The organism is Paracoccus tegillarcae (genome assembly GCF_002847305.1).
Classification (GTDB): Bacteria; Pseudomonadota; Alphaproteobacteria; order Rhodobacterales; family Rhodobacteraceae; genus Paracoccus; species Paracoccus tegillarcae.
Map to the genome: position 1 here is coordinate 955425 of NZ_CP025408.1, position 16086 is coordinate 971510.

Below are 16086 nucleotides of genomic sequence, written 5' to 3' on the forward strand. Positions count from 1 at the left end.
CATCAACGAAAGAGGTACATCATGTCGGAACTGATTGTCCTGGCCTTCGATAGCGAGCCTGCGGGCTTCGATCTGCGGACCGAATTGGTCAAGATGCAGAAAGATTATCTGGTCGAAATGGAGGACGTCGTCGTTGTCACGCGCGAAAGCGAAGAGGACATCAAACTGCATCAGGCCGTCTGACCGCTGCAGGGGCAGTGGGCGGCGGTTTCTGGGGAACGTTCATCGGCCTGCTGTTCCTCAATCCGCTGCTGGGGGCGGCCGTCGGCGCCGCATCGGGCGCGCTGGCCGGTCGGTTCTCCGATATCGGGATCGACGACAAGTTCATGAAGGAAGTGGCCCATGCCGTGCCACCCGGTGGCTCGGCCGTGTTTGTGTTGCTGCGCAAGATGACGGCCGACAAGATGCTCGAGCGTCTGACCGAGGTCGGACATGGCGGCCGCGTCCTGCGGACTTCGCTGTCGAACGAGCAGGAACAACAGCTGCGCGACGCACTGTCTGGCAGCGGCGAGGCCCCAGCACCGCCGCCGCCCTCTGCATAAGGCCGCTTGACGCGATGCCGGGCCGCGTGACAAACGCGGCCCATGGCCGATAACGCCCCAGCCACCCACAATCGACGTCAACGCCGCAGGCGGCGTTGGTCGGTGTGGCGGGCCCTGCGCTGGTTTGGCTTGCGCGTCCTGCTGCTGATGGTCGCACTGGTCGGGTTGTACGGCCTGCTCAATCCGCCAACCACATGGACCATCGCGCGCGAGGCGACCTATCCCCGTCAATGGGCCGATCTTGACCAGATCGCACCTGTAATGCCACGTTCGGTCGTCGCCGCCGAGGATGCGAATTTCTGTGCGCATTGGGGCTTTGACATGGCAGAAATCCGCAAGGTCATCGCCTCGGGCAGCAATCGCGGCGCCTCGACGCTGACGCAACAGACGGCGAAAAACGTCTATCTCTGGCAAAACCGCAGTTGGCCGCGCAAATTGCTAGAGACCGCCTTTACCCCGATGATCGAGGCGCTTTGGACCAAACGCCGCATTCTTGAGGTTTACCTGAACGTGGCCGAGTTCGGGCCCGGCGTCTTTGGCGTCCATGCCGCTGCCGAGTATCATTTTTCCACCACGCCCGACCGTCTCACGGCTGCTCAGGCCGCGCGGCTGGCCGCGATCCTGCCCGCCCCCAAACAGCGCGGCACCAGCCAAGGCAGCGCGCGCAGCCGGTCGATCGCCGATGGCGCGGCCACCATCGCGCGGGACGGACGAGCGGGTTGTTTCCAATAGCCCGGCCTTGCGGTTGAATCGCCCGCGTCGCAGGCGTATCAACCGGGAACCAAGCGACAAGAGCGACCCATGACGAGTTCCACCCAGACAACGCGCCTATATCACACGCCTCTATCCCCCTTTTCCCGCAAGGTACGACTGGTGCTGGCCGAAAAGCGGATCGAGGTCGAATTGGTCGAGGAACGCTATTGGGAAAACAATTCCGAGTTGCTGCGCCGCAATCCCGCCGGCATGGTGCCGGTGCTGCGCCATGACGGGCGGATGCTGTCCGAAAGCCAGGCGATTTGCGAATACCTGGATGAAACAAACCCCCAGCCCCCGCTGATGCCCAACAGCCCGGCCGAGCGCTACGAGGTTCGTCGCCTTTGCGCCTGGTTCGACGACAAGTTCAACCGCGAGGTTACGCGGCCAATCCTGGAACAGAGGGTCTGGAAGAAAGTCACGCGAACGGGATACCCTGACAGCCGCGAGGTCAAGGCGGGGCTGAAGGCGATCAAAGAGCACATCGATTATCTGACCGGGCTTTTGGAAACGCGACGCTGGCTGGCGGGCAACGCACTGAGCCTTGCCGATTTCGCCGCTGCTGCGCATTTCTCCTGTCTGGATTACATTTCGGACGTGGACTGGGACCGCTCGGAAATGCTGATGAACTGGTACGCAACGATCAAGTCGCGCCCGGCCTTTCGTGGGGTGCTGGCCGACCAGATTCCGGGCATCCATCCCGCCGCACATTATGCCGAGCTCGACTTCGGCTAAGGCCGGGGGCGCTTCGCCCCCCGGCCCCCCCGAGGATATTGTCCTGAAGAAGAAAGCACTGGCCGCACAAGCCCGCGCCGAGGGCTTTGCCAAGATGGGGGTGACGCGCCCCGATGCGGTGCCCGAGTTGGCCGGACGGCTGGCGGATTTTCTGGCAGCCGGGCGTCATGGACAGATGGGCTGGATGGCAGAGCGCACAGGCTGGCGCGGCGATCCGGCGGCGCTTTGGCCCGAGGCGCGGTCGGTGGTGATGCTGGCCGAGGTCTATTCGCCCGAGCATGATCCTCTGGCCGTTCTGGAACATGGCGAACGCGCGGCGATCAGCGTTTATGCGCAGGGCAAGGATTACCACGACATCGTCAAGAAGCGGCTGAAACGGCTGGGGCGCTGGTTGATCAAAACCTATGGCGGCGACATCAAGGTTTTCGTCGACACCGCCCCGGTGATGGAAAAGCCGCTGGCGCAGGCCGCCGGGCTGGGCTGGCAGGGCAAGCACACCAATCTGCTGGCGCGCGATCTGGGCAGTTGGTTCTTTCTGGGCGCCATCTTTACCACGCTGGAACTGCCGCCTGACGCGCCGGAGGTGGATCACTGCGGCACCTGCACTGCCTGTCTGGATATTTGTCCGACCAGTGCTTTTCCCGCCCCTTTTCAACTGGATGCGCGGCGCTGCATTTCCTATCTGACGATCGAGCATAAAGGTCCCGTCGATGTGGGCTTGCGCGGGTTGATGGGAAACCGGATCTATGGCTGCGATGATTGTCTGGCCGTCTGTCCCTGGAACAAATTTGCCCAGGCCGCCAGCGAGATGCGCTATCGCGGCATAATCGACGCGCCGCCCTTGGCAGATCTGGCGGTACTGGACGATGCCGGGTTTCGGTCACGATTTTCCGGCAGCCCGATCAAGCGGATCGGGCGGGACCGGTTCGTGCGCAATGTACTGTATGCGATCGGCAACTCTGCGCAGCCCGCCCTGCGCGGCGTGGCGCAGGTTTTGACCGAGGACGCCGATCCCGCCGTTGCCGATGCCGCGCGTTGGGCCGCCTTGCGGTTGGGGCGTGCGACATGAACCCGCTGCGCGGCATCCTGCTAAAGCTGGGAAGCGTGACAATCTTTGTCATCATGGCCTCGCTGATCAAGGCCACGGCGGATGAGGTGCCGCCGGGCGAGCAGGTCTTTTTTCGATCCTTCTTTGCGATTCCCGTAATCCTTGTCTGGCTCATGCGGCGGGGCGAACTGTCCTCGGGGCTGCGCACCGCGCGGCCGATGGGGCATGTCTTTCGCGGGTTGATGGGCACCGCCGCCATGGGGCTGGGCTTTGCCGGTCTGGGCCTGCTGCCCCTGCCCGAGGTCACCGCGATCGGCTTTGCCACGCCACTGCTGACGGTGATCTTCGCGGCGATGTTTCTGGGCGAAGAGGTCCGCACCTTCCGGCTGGCAACCGTCGCATTGGGATTGATCGGGGTGCTGGTCGTTCTGTCGCCGCGCGTCGGTGATGTCGGGGATGGGCTGTCCAGCGCGCAGACACTGGGCGCGGTGATCACGCTGATGGGCGCCATGTGCGCGGCGCTGGCGCAAATCTTTGTGCGCAAGATGGTGCATGACGAATCCACGGCAGCCATCGTGTTCTGGTTCTCGATAACCGCCAGCACGCTGGCCCTGTTCACCTTGCCCTTTGGCTGGACGGTGCCGTCGCCGGGCACGGCCGCGCTGCCTGTTCTGGCGGGATTGCTGGGCGGGGTGGGTCAGATCATGTTGACCTCTGCCTATCGCTTTGCCGATGCCTCGCTGGTGGCGCCCTTCGACTATGCCGCGATGCTGCTGGCGCTGATCATCGGCTATGGCGTGTTCCGCGAGGTGCCCACCGCGACCATGCTGACCGGCGCGGCCATCGTGATCGCCGCTGGTTTCCTGATCATCTGGCGTGAGCACCGATTGGGGCTGGAGCGGAACCGGCAGCGCAAGGCCATGACACCGCAGGGCTGAGGCGAACGGCTAAAGCAGCAGATCCGCGGCCCCAATGGCCTGAAGGCTGTCGATGCGGATGACCATATCGGCCTGACCGTCGCCGTCCAGATCCGCCTGCAGCAGTTGGTGGTCGTCCATCATGGACACACGCAACTGGCCCGCGCCCGAAAACGCCTGCTCACCGACCAATACGAGGTCAAGCGCGGACAGATCGATCAGATCGGCGCCGTGTTCGAAATCGGTGATGAAGTCCATCTGGAACTCGGTCGAGTCCGAGGCCGCCATAAAGACAAAGCGATCCGCCCCCTCGCCGCCCCACAACAGATCGGCACCTTCGCCGCCCATCAGCACATCATTGCCGTCTCCGCCGCGCAAATGGTCGTCGCCGGCCTGCCCTTGCAACGTGTCAGCGCCATCGCCCCCCATCAGCAGGTCGCGACCCGCATCTCCGCGCAAGTCGTCGTTGCCCGCGCCGCCGAACAGCATGTCGTCGCCTTCGCCACCATGCATGATATCGGCGCCGTCGTGGCCGAACAGCGTATCCCGGCCGCCGTCACCCCACAGCGTATCGGCCAGGCCATCGCCCTGCAGCAGGTCATCATCGTCGCCACCGGACAGCTGATTGCTGCCGCCCCCGCCGATCAGCGTGTCATGGCCCGCGCCCCCGGTGACCGTATCATTGCCCGAGCCGGCATAGATCAGATCGTCGCCACTGCCGCCCGAGATCCAGTCATTGCCGGTGCCGGCGTAGATGGTGTCGTCGTCGAAATCGCCATGGATCACATCATGGCCATCGTCGCCATAAAGCGTGTCGCTGCCAAATCCGCCTTGGATCGTGTCGTCGCCCGCATCGCCGCGCATCAGATCATCGCCGGCCCCGCCATGCAGGTCATCATTGCCGTCGCCGCCCATGACCTGATCGTCGCCTGAGCCTGCCAATACATGATCGTCTCCGGCGCCACCGAAGATCGTGTCATTGCCGCCGCCGGCCGTCAGCAGGTCAGCCCCGGCGCCGCCGTTGAGCAGGTCATTGCCATCGCCCGCTTGCAGACTGTCATTGCCATCGCCGCCGGACATGATGTTGTCGCCGGACAGATCGTAGAGCCAGTCGTCACCCGCGCCGCCCGAGATCGAGTCGTTGCCGGCGTTTCCGTTCAGCCAATCGTCGCCCGCGTCACCTGACAGATAATCGTCCCCGTTCGAGCCATGCAGGCTGTCATTCCCTGCGCTGCCAAACAGGGTGTCGTTGCCGCCGCCGCCATGCAGCTCGTCGTCACCCTCGTCACCGATCAGCATGTCGTGCCCGTCATCACCCTGCAGCAGGTCGTGACCGCTGCCGCCGCGCAGGCGATCATTGCCCGAACCGCCGGAAAGAGTGTCATCGCCATCGCCGCCCGAGATCGTGTCATTGCCGGCTTCGCCGATCAACAGATCCTCGACCAACCCGCCCAGCAGCACGTCATTGCCTGCGCGGCCGTAGATCTCAGAGCCGCCCTGTCCGGCATGGATCAGATCGTCGCGAACCGAACCGACGATGATGCTTTCGACCTGCGGCGGTGTGTAATGAGTGACCGCGAACATCTCGTTGGTGAACTGGTCAGCCGATAGCGGCCCGCCATTGGCTGAATGGATCTCGATCAGGGTATCGCCGAACCGGATGCGGATGCCTTTGGAAAAGGGCGAGAAACGCAGTTGTTCGACGCTGCGAATCATGCCCAGTTGCGTCAGATCCAGCCGGTCTTCGTCTGGATTGTAGTCCCAGATCAGGATGCGCCCGTCGATCGGCGTCGCAACGAACACGTCCCGGCCCGCGCCACCCCACAGCATGATGTCTTCGCGAAAGGTGATCAGCACGTCATCGCCGGCGCCACCACGCAGATGCGTCGTGCCGCGGCCCGCGCGCAGCATATCGTCGCGCTCGCTGCCCTCGACCGAACCGGGCTGCACCGCGCGATCGGTCAGGCCGATCAGACCGGGATCGACCGCAATCTGAGTGATCCCGGCTTCGGTTGCGCTGGACACGAACAGGACGATTTCTCCGTCCACCTCGGTTGCGGTGATGGCGCTGACATTGTCCAGCGTCATCGCGTCATCATCGACCAGCGTGCCCATATGCATCAGCCGCCCATCCGGCAGCAGCGAGAACATGGTGATCCCGTCATCCGTGCCACCGACAAAGACAAAGGCGCGACCGTCAATCTCGACCGTGGCAAGGGCGGTCGCGCCCTGGAACCGCGTGGTCAGTTCGTCGACGACGTGATCGACGGCGATCATGCTGCCATCCGGCAAAAGGCGCAGCGTCGTCAGCGAGGACGAGCGGTTCGACGTCACGATCAGATAGACCTGCCCGGCCACCGTCACGGCGGCCACATCATCTGGCACGTTGAACCCTGTGCCGTCGCCCACCTTCAGATAATCGGAACGAACGATCTGCCCTTGTGCATCAATCCGCTGCGTCGACAGGAAATTGCCTTGCCCCGATATGGCGACCAGCACAGTCTGTCCGCCCTGCGCAACGCTGATTATCTTGTCCAGCGAGGCGTCGGGCATTGTCGCAGCCCCCGGCATCACCGAGCGATCCGTCAACGTCAGCCCGCCACCCGGGCCCTCGCGATAAAGGTCAAACGATACCTCGCCCTGACGTGCGGCGTAGACATAGGTCTGGCCGCCCATCTCGAACTGGCCAAGCTGGGTCAGATCATGTGGCAGGCGATCATCTGCATAAAGCGATGTCAGCGCGCCGAAGCTGCCGTCGCCCGCCAGCGGCAGGATGTAATGCGCCGCGTTGCTGAGGCCCACCAATGTCAGGCCCGTTTCGCCCCCGACCGACAAACGCACAAGTTCCGGGTCGCGCATGTGACCGAAGGTCTCCGCATAGGTCCAACTGGCCTGCGGGCTGACGGGCAGATCGGCATCGGTGATCGCAAAGGTTGCCAGTCCGCCGGTGTTATAGGTCGCGCTGACCAGAACCGGCGTCCCGTTGATGTCGATCACCTCAAGATCAGTGATGCGAACGAGATGCGGGGATTGCCCGGAATGAATCGTCGTGACGTAACGCATGATGCAATTGCTTTGCCCCTGGAACAACATGTTGCTGGATCAATTCCCAGCACGCTCAGGATAGAGCAGACTTCGCGATTTCAGCCGCCTTATCTATTTTGCATTTTATGCAAGATCGCCTGAAATCCGCCGCGTCTCTGGCTAGTCGTCCTTGCCATGCGCAAGTGGGCCGTAAAGGATCAGCGCAGGCTGACTGATCGGTGCATCGGCCAGCATCGCGGCAAGCTTTTCAACCGTCGTGCGGATAAGGCGCTGATGCGGATGGCTGACGGCCTCGGCAAACAGGGCGGGCGTATCGCCGGGCAAGCCATGGTCAATGAGGCCCTGTGCCAGCTTGGGAAAGCTACGCTGCCCCATGAAAACTACGGTGGTCACGGCGGGATCTGCGATAGCGGCCCAGTTGATATCGGCGGGCAGCGCGCCTGTGACATCCGCGCCGGTCAGGAATTGCAGCCGCCGCGCAGTCAACCGACGCGTCAAAGGGATCTGAGCCGCCGCCGCCGCCGCGACGGCCGAGGGAACCCCGGGCACGATCTCGAAACCGATCCCCGCCTCGCGCAAGGCGATGATCTCTTCTTCCAGACGGCCAAAGATGCCCGCATCGCCGGATTTCAGCCGCACGACACGATGGCCCGCCCGTGCATGTTCGATCAGCAGCGCATTCACATGTTCCTGCCTGGCCGATGGTCTGCCAGCGCGCTTGCCGACGGCAATCAGTTCGGCCTGCGGGCCCGCCTGATCAAGTATCGGCCCCGAGGACAGATCGTCATAAAGGATCACATCGGCGTCGCGCAGCCTTGCCGCCGCCCGGATGGTCAGCAGTTCGGGATCGCCCGGCCCGGAAGAAACCAGCGATACAAAACCCGATCCACTGTTTACTGACATATCCCGGCCCTGTCTGTTCGCGCCTCTCTTTCCGGCATCCACCAAGGAAACGCAACTGCACGCTGGCGGCGCCGGATCAGGGCACTTCGATCTTGCCGACCAGCGGCTTGTCGTCATGCGGGCTGACGGTGTGCCGCTCGATCATGCGATGGACCACCGGGTCCGCGTCACCGCGGTTCAGCCGGTGCAGCGCGGTCGTCACCTCGGCATCCGAAGTGGTGCGGCGCATATTGTGGCGGACATAGTCGTCCCAGGTGGCGATGTGATAGGTTTCGGACCAGATCTCGGGATGCTCCAGATCACGCAGCAGCCGCCACCCGCGCGCGCCATCACGGCGCCGGATCACCCGGCGCTGGCGCATCAGGGCCACGAATTCCGGCACATCCTGTTGCGCGATCTGGTAATCCACCATGATCTTGATCGGACCCGACCGTCCACGCAGATCCAGGGCCAGCGACGGCTCGCGAAACCGGTTCACCGGGTCCAGATTGCGGTCTCCGAACTCGGGCGCCGGAAAGGCCAGCCCTATCAACAGACCAACCCCCATGACGACACCCGCGCAGACAAAGGCCGTGTCCAGACCATACGCCCCGGCGGTACTGCCCCAGATCCATGACCCGGCGGCCATGCCACCGAATGTCGCCGTCTGATACAGCGCCAGCGCCCGAGCCACGACCCAACGCGGCGTCGACAACTGCACGGTTACATTGAACAGCGACAGCGCCAGCACCCATGATGCACCAGCGGGCAACATGGCGAGCGCTTGCAACCAGATGCGATCCGTCAGCCCCAGAATCAGCGTGGCCGCGGCAAAACCGACGAAAGCCAGCCGGATGACATGCTCATTGTCCATCCTGGACCGGATACGGGGGTTCAGCATCGCACCTGCAATTGCACCAACGCCAAAGCAGCCCAGCAGCGCCCCGAACAATGTCGAGCCACCTTCGGGATGCGCCTTGGCGACCAGCGGCAGCAGCGCCAATATCGAAACCGCGCCAAAGCCGAACATCGCCGCCCGCAGGATCACCCGCAGCAGGTTGGGCGACAGCGCAACATAGCGCAGACCCGCACCGACCGCGCCGAAAAACGCCTCGCGACCATGCGTGGCGGGCCGGGGCGGCGGGTTCCAGCGCTGCAGGGCCGCCAGCAGCGGGATATAACTGAATGCGTTGACGGCAAAGGCCGCCGCCGCGCCAAAGCCCGCCACGATCAGCCCGCCCACGGCCGGGCCGACGCTGCGCATCAGATTGAACCCGACCGAGTTCAGCGTGACCGCCGCCGGCAGGTCCTCTCGTGGGACCAGATCGCCCATGCTGGCCTGCCAGGGCGGGTTGTAGAGCGCCTGCCCCGAACCGATCAGAAAGGTAAATCCCAACAGCAGCCAGGGCGTCAGCAATCCCTGCCATGCCACCACGGCCAGCAGCACGGACACCACCGCCATCAGACACTGCGCGCCCATCAGCAGGGCCTTGCGGGGGAACATGTCGGCCAATGCACCCGAGGCCAATGCCAGCAGCATGATCGGCAAGGTGTTCGAGGCTGCCACCAGCGCGATCAGGGTCGCGCTGTCGGTCAGCTGCGTCATCATCCAGGCCGCACCAACCTGCTGCACCAACCCGCCAAAATTCGACACCAGAGTCGCCGCCCACAGGGTACGGAAATCAGCGTGGCGAAACGGCGCAAGGGCAGAGGGCTGAGCAGAAGACAAGGCAGGCACCACGGTTCAATCTGGATGGTCACATTAGGCGGATGCCGGGCGGTGGGCAATGCAACAGCGACGGGGCGACACCGCTGATCCAGCGCCTTCGAGGCTCGGCCTGATAGCCGCAGCCCAGGCCCCGACAATTGCAGCCCCGGCTGACAGGTATCGCGCTTCATCGTCCAATTCCGACCCAAAGCTGTCACGATTTCGCCATTCACCCCGCCGCGCACGGCGTCGATCAGCCACAAAACGCGAAAAGCGGCTGGCCCACCGTCTCGTCGACACGGGCGTCCCCGGCCAACTGCGCCAACAATCGCTGGGGATGACGGCCTACGCGGCAATTGGCATCCGTACCCCAGCCGTTAAAGGACCCGATAGCCACAGTCTTTCAAGTATTTCCACGGTTTTCCGGTGCAAGCCTTGACGCAGATGGCCCCCAACTGGCTGATAAATGCCAGATCGAATCGTGCTGGCTCTGCCGTCAGCCGAATCGGACCTCGTATCCCTGCCAGGGGCCGGCCACGGCGCGGCCCACTGTTACAAAGGAAGATATTATGCGTTTCGCAGTCACTGCCGCTGCGCTGGCCCTTGGATTGGCCGCCTGCGCCCCTGAAACCCAGGAATCGACCGTCACTCCGACGCAAAGCCAGTCCCCGCTTGCGCCCGGCGCGTCCCCGGCAAGCGAAAGCCAGGTTTACGGCCCGCGTCTGGACCTGCTGCCCGGTGGCGAAACCTACACCATCCCCGCCGTCCGCCAGGCCTACCTGACCGAGCGCAATCGCCGTCAGCGTGTGGCCTATAACGGCTCGGAAAGCGCCGGGACGCTGGTCGTCGACCCCTTCGCCCGCGTGCTGTATCACGTGCTGGGCGGCGGCGAAGCAATGCGCTTTGGCATCGCAGTCGGGCGTCAGGGCAAGGGCTTTAGCGGCAATGCAACCGTGCAGCGCAAGCAGGCATGGCCCAGCTGGACGCCGACAGCCAACATGATCCGCACCGAACCGCAGCTTTACGCCGAATTCGCCGGGGGCGTTTCGGGCGGTCCGGACAACCCGCTCGGGTCGCGCGCGCTGTATCTCTATCGCGGTGGTCGCGATACCTATTACCGGATTCACGGCACCATGGACCCCTCGTCCATCGGCAAGGCAACCTCGGCCGGCTGTATCCGCCTGTTCAACCAGGACGTGATGGATCTGTTTGATGAAATGGCGATCGGCGCCCGCGTCCATGTGCGCGATCAGGCGGAAAGCGTGCGGCTGGAAGGCCCGATGATCAACACGCCCGAAGGCTATGTCGTCCCCGCCCGCGAGGCACAGGCCGCGACAGCCGCAGTCCCCGTCACGACGGTCTCAGCCCCTGTCGGGCAGGTTTCGGCCCCCGTCAGCCCGGTCGAAAGCGCCGTCCCGTCGCGCTGAGCGTGATGATGGTGGTAACCTTGAAAGGCTCCGGTATCACACCGGAGCCTTCTTAATTGCGAAGTCGTTAATTCTGGGCAAATATACCCCGTCGCCCCAGCCTTCCCAACGAGGAACCGATGCCAAATTTCGCCCAACAGGCCCAAGACGTCCTGACCAAAGACCAACTTGAGCTGGATCAACGCGCGCGCAAGCCTGCCATCACGGCCCTGTCCGACAGCGAAGTGATGGACCTTTTGGCCCATCTGGACACCGCCCATAGCGAGGCGAAATCGACGCCTGCCGCAGGCGCCGCGACCGGCAATGCAACAAGAATCAAGATCCTGAACGCCGCCTTGCAGCGCGCGCATGTCGAACGCCGCAGCCGCGGTCTGTCACCGTCAGGCTCAAAGGCTCGCACCGCGCCCGGCGGCAAGCCCAAGGCCTCTGCAACTGCAACTGCGGCCAAGGCGGCGCGACCACGGGCCGTCGGGACAAGCAAAACCGGCGCGCAGGCCAGCCCGCGCACGGCAGGGCGCAAGGCAGGGGCCGCGAAACCCGACACACGCACCAGCGCGCGTCGTGTCGTCAAGGCCATCGCCAAGCCTGCGATCGCTGCCTCTGAAGTCGCAGCCCAACCTCGCAAGACAAATCCCCCCGCAGCCGCCGAACCCGATGCCAAGGCCCTGAAACGGGCGGAGAAGGCAAAGGAAAAGGCGCGCGAGAAAGCCGCCATCAAGGCGAAGAAGCAGGCTGAAAAAGACGCGAAGAAAACCAGGAAAGAGGCAGACAAGGCCAAGATCGCCCGCAAGAAAGATGCGCAGAAGGCCGCCAAAAAGGCCGAAAAGCTTGCCCGGAAGAAGGCTGAAAAGAAGGCCGCTGAAAAGGCAAAGAAGAAGAAGGCCAAGGGCAAGGCCAAGAAAAAGTCCGGCAAGAAGGGCTGAACTTACGCCGCTGCGCCCCTTTAATGGCGTTTTCACGACCGCCACCGAATGGTAGTCAGCCACACGTCTATCTATCCGGGTCCAATGCGCCGTTTTGTTGTCACATGTTTCATTTTTCTGCTTGCCGCTCAGTCCGCGCTGGCGCGTCCGGCGGTTGACGCATATGTCGGCTATCCCCCGATCCGGGATCGCGAAGATCAGCGCTGCACAGATGACGGTCGCGATTGCATCAGGCTGGATCACTACGTCGACGATGTCTGCAAACTGATCGAACGGAATGCATCGCAGAACGATCTGAACCCGAATTTCCTGGCCCGCCTGCTATGGAAGGAAAGCCGGTTCGAACCCAGCGCAGTCAGCCCCGCCGGCGCGATCGGGATCGCGCAATTCATTCCTTCGACGGCAGAGCTTTACGACCTGCACGATCCTTTCAACCCCGCGCAGGCGATTTCAAGATCTGCCTGGTATCTGCGCTATCTGGCCAACCAGACCGGCAATATCGGGCTGGCGGCGGTTGCTTATAACGGTGGCGAAAATCGCGCCGCGCGTTTCATGGCGGGGCAGACGGTGCTGCCCTATGAGACGCAGGATTACGTTGAATCGATCACCGGGCATAACGCCTGGCGCTGGCGTGACAATCCGCCAATCGTGCCCGAACTGGACCTTGCGCTGGATGCCAAGAAACCCTTTCGCGCGGCCTGTGTCGAGATGGCCGGCAATCGCTCGCTGCGCGAATTCACGGTGGAGCCCCGCGTCTTTCCATGGGGCGTGATTCTGGCCAGCCATCCCAGCCGGTCAGGCGCGCAGCAGCAGGTGACGCGACTGAACCGGGCATTGCGCCCGATCCTTCAAGGCAAGCAGATCGGCTATGTGCGCAAACGCATGAGCGGGTCGGCACGCCTGCTTTATACGGCGCAGGTCGGCTATGATTCACGTGGCGAGGCCAACGCATTTTGCGTCCAGCTGAAACGGGTTGGCGGGCGTTGTATCGTGCTCAAGAACTGACGGGCGCGGCCACGTCGCCTAATAGAAACTTTGCGGATCGATATCGACGGACAGGCGCAAGTTCGTCGGCGGCTTATGCGGTGCCAGCCAATCGGCAATCGCGGACTGTATAGGTGCCTGACGTGCCGCCCGGATCAGCATACGGATGCGATGGCGGCCACGGATGCGGGCGATCGGCGCGGGCGCGGGCCCCCATAATTCGGCCCCGACTTCGTGCAGCGGGCCTGCATGGCGCGACAGCATCTGCGCGAAATCGGCCACGACGCTTGGATCAGGATGCGACAGGATGATGCCGGCCAACCGACCATAGGGAGGCATTCCCGCCGCCTGTCGTCCGCTGGCTTCGGCATCCCAAAAGCTTTCGTCCTCGCCCGAAAGGATCGCGCGGATCACCGGATGGTCGGGCTGATGGGTTTGCAGCAAGGCCTGCCCCGGCGCATCCCCCGGCTGCCGCCCGGCGCGGCCTGCCACCTGCCGCATCAGTTGAAAGGACCGCTCGGCGGCGCGCATATCCGCGCCTTGCAGCCCCAGATCGGCATCGATCACGCCGACCAGTGTCAGCCGGGGAAAGTTATGCCCCTTGGCCACCAATTGTGTGCCGATGATGATATCGGTATCGCCGTGCGCGATCTCGGCGATGGTTTCCTTGAGCGCGCGTGCCGAATGGAACAGATCGGACGACAGCACCGTCGCCTTGGCATCGGGAAAGCACGCCGCGACCTCTTCGGCCAGACGTTCGACGCCGGGGCCAACCGGCGCCATGCGATCCGCCACGCCGCATTCCGGGCAGGTGGTGGGAACGGGTTTGGTCTCACCGCATTGATGGCAGACCAGCCGGTTCTGAAACCGGTGTTCGACCATCCGCGCATCGCATTGATCACAGCCCGCTTGCTGCCCGCAGGCCCGGCAGACGGTCACCGGCGCATAGCCCCGACGGTTCAGGAACAGCAGCGACTGTTCCCCCTTGGCCAGCCGCGCCTGAACCGCGCGGACAAGGCTGGGCGAGATCCAGCGGCTGCCCGGCAAATTCTCGGCGCGCAGATCGATCGCAGCCATGTCGGGCAGTTCCGCCTCGCCATAGCGCGATCGCAGATCCAGCCGCTGATATTTGCCCTGCGCCGCGTTCACCCAGCTTTCCAGCGAGGGCGTGGCCGAGGCCAGCACGACCTGTGCCTCGGACATCGAGGCCCGCAGCACCGCCATATCGCGCGCGCTGTAAAAGACGACGTCTTCCTGTTTGTAGCTGTTGTCATGTTCCTCATCGACGACGATCAGGCCCAGATCGCGGAAGGGCAGGAACAGCGCCGAGCGCGCCCCGACCACCAGCCCGACCTCGCCGCGGCCCGCCATATGCCACAGTCGCCGACGCTCGGTCCGGGTGATGCCGCTGTGCCATTCGCCGGGCTGCGCACCGAACCGCGCCTCTACCCGATCCAGAAACTCGGCCGACAGCGCAATCTCGGGCAAAAGCACCAGTGCCTGACGGCCCTTTGCCAGACATTCGGCGACGGCCTCCAGATAGACCTCGGTCTTGCCCGATCCGGTGACGCCGCGCAGCAGCGTGGTGCCGTAGCGGCCGGCACGGATGGCGCCGCGCAGGTGATCAGCTGCCGTTTGCTGATCGACCGCCAGCGGTTTGCCGGGCAGGCTGGGATCCAGCCGGGGATAGGGCAGATCGCGCGGCGCGGCCATTTCCGCCAATGTGCCAGCGGCGACCAGTCCCTTGACGACCGAGGTTCCCACGCCCGCCAGTTGCGCCAGTTCCGAGGGCGCAAACCCCGCGCCTGCATGATCGGCGATGACCTGCATGACACGGGCGCGGGCCTCGGTCATGCGGGTGGGCGGGTCGCCTGACGGGGTGATCACGCGCCGCGCCGCCGGGGGTTTGTCCAGATCGGGCGCACGCGTCGCCATGCGCAACATCAACGGCATCGGCGTCAGGGTATATTCGGCGGCCCGCGCCAGAAACTCCAGAAAATCGGGGGGCAGAGGCTCGGCATCGATGCGGCGCTGGACAGGACGCAGCTTGGCCGCGTCGAAACCGCCCAGCCCCTCACCCCAGACGGCGCCGATGATGCGGCGAGGACCCAAGGGGCAAATGACCAGTTGACCGGTTGCGACACCGCCTTCGGGCGCCAGATAATCCAGCATGCCGACAGGCTCTGTCGTCAGCACCGCAATGCGGTGTCCGGCCGGGAAAAAGCCAGGATCGGGGATCAGCGGGCGGGTCGTCATGCGGTGCTATAAGGGGGTGCGCGGGCGGTAAATTCAAGGGCGGTTTCCACACGACAAGGGGCGCGCCACGATAATTCCGAGGCAAGCCACCCACTGCGCAATCAAGCCTCGGGGCACCCGCACCCTTCCCGCCAGCGCGCATCTGCGCTATCACCCGCACAACCATTTGGATCAGGGGAACTGCCATGAAATTCTTCGTCGATACCGCCGACACCGCCGCCATCAAGGAACTGAACGATCTGGGCATGGTGGATGGTGTCACAACCAACCCCTCGCTGATCCTGAAATCCGGCCGTGACATTGTCGAAGTCACCAAGGAAATCTGCGACATGGTCGAAGGCCCTGTCAGCGCCGAGGTCGTCGCCGAAAAGGCCGATGACATGATCCGCGAAGGCAAGAAACTGGCCGAAATCGCGCCGAATATCGCGATCAAGGTGCCGCTGACCTGGGACGGCCTGAAAGCCTGCCGCGCCTTTGCCGATGATGGGCATATGGTCAACGTGACGCTGTGTTTCAGTGCAGCGCAAGCCATTCTGGCGGCCAAGGCTGGCGCGACCTTTATCAGCCCGTTCATCGGACGGCTGGACGACATCCACCTGGACGGGATGGACCTGATCGCCGATATCCGCGAGATCTATGACAATTACGGCTATGAGACGCAGATCCTTGCGGCCTCGATCCGTTCGGTCAACCATATCATCGAGGCGGCGCGCATCGGGGCTGACGTAATTACCTCACCTCCGAACGTAATCAAGTCGATGGCCAGCCATCCCTTGACCGACAAGGGTCTAGCGCAGTTCAATGCCGATTGGGCAAAGACCGGTCAGAAGATCGGCTAACGACCGCGCGAATAAGCGCGGCGTAAT

General features: G+C 63.7%; 14 protein-coding genes. 10 read left to right on the forward strand and 4 right to left on the reverse strand.

Going from position 1 to position 16086, the window contains the following annotated elements:
- The first annotated feature begins 21 nt into the window (after nucleotides 1-21).
- From CUV01_RS20015 to CUV01_RS04830, 6 genes are all read left to right on the forward strand, one after another.
- Nucleotides 22-183, forward strand: a complete 162-nt coding sequence (locus CUV01_RS20015; protein WP_232962523.1) for a hypothetical protein — start codon at nucleotides 22-24, stop codon at nucleotides 181-183.
- 14 nt (nucleotides 184-197) lie between these two features.
- The gene (locus CUV01_RS04810) at nucleotides 198-542 is read left to right on the forward strand and encodes a DUF1269 domain-containing protein (RefSeq protein ID WP_232962525.1); all 345 of its coding nucleotides are present in this window, start codon (nucleotides 198-200) and stop codon (nucleotides 540-542) included.
- A 102-nt stretch (nucleotides 543-644) separates the two neighbouring features.
- Nucleotides 645-1274 (forward strand): monofunctional biosynthetic peptidoglycan transglycosylase, encoded by a 630-nt coding sequence (gene mtgA / locus CUV01_RS04815; protein WP_422385863.1) that lies wholly within the window; start codon nucleotides 645-647, stop codon nucleotides 1272-1274.
- 69 nt (nucleotides 1275-1343) lie between these two features.
- Nucleotides 1344-2030 (forward strand): FtsZ-binding protein FzlA, encoded by a 687-nt coding sequence (fzlA, locus tag CUV01_RS04820; protein ID WP_101459467.1) that lies wholly within the window; start codon nucleotides 1344-1346, stop codon nucleotides 2028-2030.
- A 94-nt stretch (nucleotides 2031-2124) separates the two neighbouring features.
- Nucleotides 2125-3099 (forward strand): tRNA epoxyqueuosine(34) reductase QueG, encoded by a 975-nt coding sequence (queG, locus tag CUV01_RS04825; RefSeq protein WP_232962689.1) that lies wholly within the window; start codon nucleotides 2125-2127, stop codon nucleotides 3097-3099.
- The gene (locus CUV01_RS04830) at nucleotides 3096-4016 is read left to right on the forward strand and encodes a DMT family transporter (protein ID WP_101459469.1); all 921 of its coding nucleotides are present in this window, start codon (nucleotides 3096-3098) and stop codon (nucleotides 4014-4016) included. The genes queG and CUV01_RS04830 overlap by 4 nt, the downstream gene beginning before the upstream one ends.
- A 9-nt stretch (nucleotides 4017-4025) precedes the next feature.
- On the opposite strand, the gene CUV01_RS04835 is transcribed toward CUV01_RS04830, so the two are convergent.
- The 3 genes from CUV01_RS04835 to CUV01_RS04845 form a co-directional block, all read right to left on the reverse strand.
- The gene (locus tag CUV01_RS04835; RefSeq protein ID WP_232962527.1) at nucleotides 4026-7058 is read right to left on the reverse strand and encodes a M10 family metallopeptidase C-terminal domain-containing protein; all 3033 of its coding nucleotides are present in this window, start codon (nucleotides 7056-7058) and stop codon (nucleotides 4026-4028) included.
- 141 nt (nucleotides 7059-7199) lie between these two features.
- Nucleotides 7200-7943, reverse strand: coding sequence for a uroporphyrinogen-III C-methyltransferase (cobA, locus tag CUV01_RS04840; protein WP_101459470.1), 744 nt, complete (start codon nucleotides 7941-7943; stop codon nucleotides 7200-7202).
- A 76-nt stretch (nucleotides 7944-8019) separates the two neighbouring features.
- Nucleotides 8020-9660 (reverse strand): MFS transporter, encoded by a 1641-nt coding sequence (locus CUV01_RS04845; protein WP_101461875.1) that lies wholly within the window; start codon nucleotides 9658-9660, stop codon nucleotides 8020-8022.
- A 539-nt stretch (nucleotides 9661-10199) separates the two neighbouring features.
- Here CUV01_RS04845 and CUV01_RS04850 point away from each other — a divergent pair.
- The 3 genes from CUV01_RS04850 to CUV01_RS04860 all read left to right on the forward strand — a co-directional run bounded on the left by CUV01_RS04850 (nucleotide 10200) and on the right by CUV01_RS04860 (nucleotide 12985).
- Nucleotides 10200-11057: a L,D-transpeptidase gene (locus CUV01_RS04850; protein WP_101459471.1), complete on the forward strand. Its 858-nt coding sequence runs from the start codon at nucleotides 10200-10202 to the stop codon at nucleotides 11055-11057.
- 119 nt (nucleotides 11058-11176) lie between these two features.
- Entirely contained in the window at nucleotides 11177-11980 is an 804-nt protein-coding gene (locus CUV01_RS04855) for a hypothetical protein (RefSeq protein ID WP_101459472.1), read from the forward strand.
- A gap of 84 nt (nucleotides 11981-12064) precedes the next feature.
- Nucleotides 12065-12985, forward strand: a complete 921-nt coding sequence (locus CUV01_RS04860; protein WP_101459473.1) for a lytic transglycosylase domain-containing protein — start codon at nucleotides 12065-12067, stop codon at nucleotides 12983-12985.
- Nucleotides 12986-13003: 18 nt separating this feature from the next.
- On the opposite strand, the gene CUV01_RS04865 is transcribed toward CUV01_RS04860, so the two are convergent.
- Nucleotides 13004-15220 carry a primosomal protein N' gene (locus CUV01_RS04865; RefSeq protein WP_198731877.1) on the reverse strand — a complete coding sequence of 739 codons (2217 nt, stop codon included), beginning with the start codon at nucleotides 15218-15220 and terminating at the stop codon, nucleotides 13004-13006.
- 185 nt (nucleotides 15221-15405) lie between these two features.
- On the opposite strand from CUV01_RS04865, the gene fsa reads away from it, so the two are divergent.
- Nucleotides 15406-16059: a fructose-6-phosphate aldolase gene (gene fsa, locus CUV01_RS04870; protein WP_101459474.1), complete on the forward strand. Its 654-nt coding sequence runs from the start codon at nucleotides 15406-15408 to the stop codon at nucleotides 16057-16059.
- The last annotated feature ends 27 nt before the right edge of the window (nucleotides 16060-16086 follow it).

Bases quoted from the DNA above. Each gene is read 5' to 3' on its own strand.
- CUV01_RS20015 (WP_232962523.1), top strand. From the start codon at position 22: ATGTCGGAACTGATTGTCCTGGCCTTCGATAGCGAGCCTGCGGGCTTC.
- fzlA (WP_101459467.1), top strand. From the start codon at position 1,344: ATGACGAGTTCCACCCAGACAACGCGCCTATATCACACGCCTCTATCC.
- queG (WP_232962689.1), top strand. From the start codon at position 2,125: ATGGGGGTGACGCGCCCCGATGCGGTGCCCGAGTTGGCCGGACGGCTG.
- CUV01_RS04830 (WP_101459469.1), top strand. From the start codon at position 3,096: ATGAACCCGCTGCGCGGCATCCTGCTAAAGCTGGGAAGCGTGACAATC.
- CUV01_RS04835 (WP_232962527.1), bottom strand. From the start codon at position 7,058: ATGCGTTACGTCACGACGATTCATTCCGGGCAATCCCCGCATCTCGTT.
- cobA (WP_101459470.1), bottom strand. From the start codon at position 7,943: ATGTCAGTAAACAGTGGATCGGGTTTTGTATCGCTGGTTTCTTCCGGG.
- CUV01_RS04850 (WP_101459471.1), top strand. From the start codon at position 10,200: ATGCGTTTCGCAGTCACTGCCGCTGCGCTGGCCCTTGGATTGGCCGCC.
- CUV01_RS04855 (WP_101459472.1), top strand. From the start codon at position 11,177: ATGCCAAATTTCGCCCAACAGGCCCAAGACGTCCTGACCAAAGACCAA.
- CUV01_RS04860 (WP_101459473.1), top strand. From the start codon at position 12,065: ATGCGCCGTTTTGTTGTCACATGTTTCATTTTTCTGCTTGCCGCTCAG.
- CUV01_RS04865 (WP_198731877.1), bottom strand. From the start codon at position 15,220: ATGACGACCCGCCCGCTGATCCCCGATCCTGGCTTTTTCCCGGCCGGA.
- fsa (WP_101459474.1), top strand. From the start codon at position 15,406: ATGAAATTCTTCGTCGATACCGCCGACACCGCCGCCATCAAGGAACTG.